The 4370-nt window shown below is 50.5% G+C and carries 3 protein-coding genes; all 3 read right to left on the bottom strand.

Annotated features, from left to right (window positions below):
* The coding region (locus ACTIE6_RS18755; RefSeq protein ID WP_439558100.1) for a hypothetical protein at positions 1–1469 on the bottom strand (1469 nt) is incomplete at its 3' end.
* Between the two features lie 4 nt (positions 1470–1473).
* Positions 1474–2475, bottom strand: a complete 1002-nt coding sequence (locus ACTIE6_RS18750; RefSeq protein ID WP_439558099.1) for a hypothetical protein — start codon at positions 2473–2475, stop codon at positions 1474–1476.
* Between the two features lie 22 nt (positions 2476–2497).
* On the bottom strand, positions 2498–4370 hold a 1873-nt coding region (locus ACTIE6_RS18745), incomplete at its 5' end, for a hypothetical protein (RefSeq protein ID WP_439558098.1).

Here is a 4370-nt window from a genome sequence, read left to right as displayed (position 1 = left end):
GCATTCAGCGTAGTGGTATCGTTGAATGCGGGTAAGGCGAGATATCCGTTTGTTTTACCGGTAAAAACATGGTCGGGTGCATTTGCAGCAATTACCCGGTACCCGTAAATGTCCGGCTCCGGATTTTGATCCCAAACAATGCGTACAAAGCCTGTTGTATCTATGTATCCCTGTAACCCGGTCGGTTTCGACGGACCTTTCAGATCCTTGATCAGGCAGTATACGGGCAGCCCGATGCCCGCATTCCGCGCGGTGTCGATCGCCACGACCCGGTAGTAATTGGGTAAATGCGGCAGTGCAGTTGTATCGAGAAATTCGCGTGCATTGCTGGTCAGCGGCCGGGTGGTCAATGGTGTAAATGGCCCGTCCATGCTCATTCCCTTCGCGACCACAAACCCGCCCAAATCTTTGGGCTGATCCGGGTAATCCCAGCTTACTTTAACCAGCGTTCCCTGCACGTGTTTTGCATGGAGCTTTGCGACCGTTGGAGGAGGTGTCTTGTCCAGTGAAGAAGCCGTAATAATTTCCGAAGGTACCAGCTCGCCAAAGGGGGTTATGCCGAAAATTCGGTATTTGTAAGGTCGGTAATTCTGCGGAACGGAATCGGTATACTGGATCGCGTCGTCCAGCGAAGAGGTAGGCGCCTGCATCCACGGGCGTTTTGTGAGCCGGCGGAATTTTTTGCCGCCATCGTCCGAGCGTTCGATAAAGTAGGACGAAAACGCATTTTCAGCCATTCTCCGGTTCCACTTCAAATGCACAATGTGCTCGCCTGAGGAAGTTTTCACGGGAAGCATGCGCGCCTGCTCGTTACTTTTCTCATTCATCACCGTAGTACCCGCTGGGTCAACAGGATAAAGCTGCTGGTCGGTCAGCGGGACGATGTAGTAAATGTAGCTTGCACCTTTCACCACTTTCTTGTCCACCCACCCCAGCGCCATTCCGCGCGCATTGCGTGGATTTACATCCGCCAGGATCAGAGAAAGCATCATCCGCAAGTCATTCTGATTTTGCTGATCCAGGATTTTGTCGAGTGTAACTACCTCACTGGCGCCAATTGGCGTGTTGGTACCATTCACCAGCTGTGAGCAGGCGGCTGCCAGCGTATCGTTTTTACTGACCTGCTGCTGCCACTCTGCCGCTGTCCACGGCCTGACGGTCACCTGCCAGTCGAGCTGTAACTTCTTATTCTCATTAAAGCTTCGTCTGGTGAGCATATAGCCGCTTCTCAGAGCCTGGCGGAACAATGCAGCGTGGTTCGGTGCCCAGCGGATTACAACCGAGTCTCCAAATGCTTTTGCCATTATACCAACCCGGTAACGTCGCGGCATGGTAGTATCTGCCGCCACAGGTTTGGCGGGGACAGCTTTGGCTGTACTTTTTTTCTGGGCAAAACCTGTGAAATGGACCAGCGAAAGCAGCAGGCTCAGCGCAAGAATCTTAAAACAACTTGTATAGTGCTTTTCCATTGATTTATTTGTTAAAAACAGAGGCAGACCGCACCTTGTTAGCGAAAACGAAGCTGTATGCAAGCGCAGAGGGACATTGATTGTCTTTGTCGTAAAATTTGTAGAGACTGTTATCCTGGGTAGCGGCTTGCAGGCCCGCCACTTTCATGACATAGATGTGAAAAACCGATTCGCGGTTCCGGTATTCTGTAAGCGGGCGGTAGAGAAAATTACTTTTGGCATTCGACAACAGGTTGGTCAGCTTGCTGTCATTTTTGATCGTGTTGATCTTGCTGTCTGCAATGATAACGGACAGGGCGCAGTTACACCTGGCAGTAAAGCTGGACAACATAGCAAGCGATTTATGAAAGTCTGACATACTGAGTTTTGGCGCTACCCTCTTGGCAATCTGGGCGAGGTGATCCTCCCAATATTCCTGCTTTTCACTTTCCGGCGGGTAAGTTTCATTAGCAAGCTGGGCCAGCACTTCCAGTCTGAGCATGTCCCGCGCTCCCTTGCCTGTGAATGCATCCATATTCTCCGATATCAGCACCAGTTGGTTTGCGATCTGCATAGCGATGATGTTGCGGAACAGCTTGCTTTCATAGATCTCATCATTCAGTTCCAGGAAAGTCGCGGTGTAGGGCGCTATGTAATTGTCGTAAATTACCTTCACCGGCCGTGACATATACGTAACCCCATATTCCCGAGAGCCGCTTCCGTAAATTTCCACATCCAGTTTCTCCGCCGCATACTTGTCCAGCGCTTCCGATTTTCCATTCGCAGCCAGCTTTGGGTCGGTAGCAGAGAAGGATTGGGACTGCCCGCCATCGATCGGTGCATTGGCGAGAGAAGACATTTCTTCCACTGTTAGGGATACCGAAGTGGCAGTGTTGACCTGCTTGTTGGCAACCTTGCCGGACGCATTTGCCGCCTTGGTATTTACTTTTACCTGGGCCAGAACCTGCTGGCAACCAACCACGCAAATGACGAGACTAAATTTTCTAACGATGTTCAATAGGTTCATGATCAGCTTAGTTATAGCTTGACTATTTGTTCTTCTTTTTCTCGGAAGGGATCAGCTTCATAATATCTTCGTTCTTAAATGGCTTTTGAATGTCGTCGTATTCGTTATTGAAGCTCGCCATAGATCGCTGGAACGTACTGATCGCATCAGTCGCTGCCGGGAACGGTTTTGACTTCCCTGCTTCATCATAAAAACTCCCGGGCATCAATCCGATCAGCTCCGCAACGGGCACAGCGATATCCTTGAACCAGAAGCTCGACGGATCTGCTTTCAGGAGCAGCAGCGGCGGCCGCACATTGTCCCCGCCCAGGTACTCCGATGCCAGTTCATATGTATCATACCCTTCCGGCGAGACCATCTTAGTGGTCAATGCATCCACCATTTTAGCCCAGGGCGATGATTCACTTTGCGGAAAGCTCGCTGCGGCCAGCTTTTCTGCCAGCGTATTATATTGGCTTGTTTTGAAATAATACCGGTACATTTTCATCTCCAGGCTTTTCCCGAATGCAGCCTCTTCCTTTTGCTTTTTAACCAGCTCAGGGTCTACCTTGATCATGAAACTTCCTGTTGTATATAGCTTTTCGGTTGCAGCATTGATCTTGTAGGAAGTGCCGTAAGTATTGGCGACTACTTCGTAGGCATCCTCCGTAATCTCGGTGTATTGGTCAAAATGGTTGTTGTATTTCGAGTTTACCGCCGGCCCGTTCGCACTGCCTGCTCCCGGCATTCCCGCTTTGGAATTTGCTTTTAAAAGCTGCTGCTCCGCCGCCTTAAATCCTGGTGAATTAACTGCTTTGTAGATGTTGGCAGATACGATCTTTTTCGCATTCTCCTTCGCCTTTTGTGCAGCAGCAAACTGTGTTTTAACAAAATTCGGCTTCGGTATCCGCACAAGTTCAAACCTGTAAAGCATCCTGTTTTTAATACCCGCGGGCAAATTGTAATCTACCCTGTCACCCTTGAAAACAGCGTCTGTGAGCAGTACTGCCGCTGCATTGTTATCCGCAAAGCTGGTACCTTCCAGCGGCGTGAAGCGGGCTTTGAGATCGAAGTTTTCATCCGAATTGAGGTTGCTCATGCAGCAGCTCATATTGGTTTTCAGCTTGATGAACGTGGGCGCATTCTCCCCTTTCATGAAATAGCGCTGCCCCTCATAGGGATAAGATGTGGTGATCGCGTCGTCGGTGCCGCTGCCTTTTGACAAAACCGAAATGCAGGGTCCTGTTTTGAATGTGACGGTCTCCTTTTGTTCCACGTGCTGGTCTTTGAACAGATAAGGCACCAGTTTCCCCTTATCCCGGATTTGCACCTGCAAGTCGAGGGATATCTGATAAGTTGAATTCGGGAGCAATGCATTGTACCGGTAGTAGGTCGCATTATAGTTGGGATCCCCGTCCTCATTTCTTCCATAACTCAGCCGGCCGGAATTATCAGCCGCACAGGCAGCATATTGCGGATCGATTTGGGTGGCTTTGGTCGTAAACCCGTTGAGGTACACCAACTGGAATTCACGGTGCAGGATAGATTGATTTTGTGTGCCTTTCGTTACGGTTCCCTGTGTTCCCGCCTCCACTTCCTGTCCCTGCGGAATTTCAATGTCAATGATCAGGTCGCTTTGTACCGGGTAGTTAAACTCGGCATAGTACGGCGAGAGAATGGAAACAGCTTCATCTGTTCCCGAAGGCCCGAGCGAAGCGATGAGCGGCTGCCCGGCGAAAGGATTTGGCGGTGCAAAAGTCGGCTCGCATCGTTCTCCTTTATTGTACCAGAAGTCCAGGTTGACCCGACCTTTGACCAGACCACCCAACACCCGGTAACGCAGCAAAACGTGTCCATTCAGCCAGATCGGGTTTACCATTCCGCCCCGCAGCAATGCCGCCGCTTCCAGCTCCACC

Origin of the sequence: Dyadobacter sp. (assembly GCF_051859145.1) — a bacterium.
Classification (GTDB): Bacteria; Bacteroidota; Bacteroidia; order Cytophagales; family Spirosomataceae; genus Dyadobacter.
The sequence above is the reverse complement of the archived record's forward strand: the minus strand, read 5'-3'. Positions and strand labels throughout refer to the sequence as shown.

Bases quoted from the DNA above. Each gene is read 5' to 3' on its own strand.
- ACTIE6_RS18750 (WP_439558099.1), bottom strand. From the start codon at position 2,475: ATGAACCTATTGAACATCGTTAGAAAATTTAGTCTCGTCATTTGCGTG.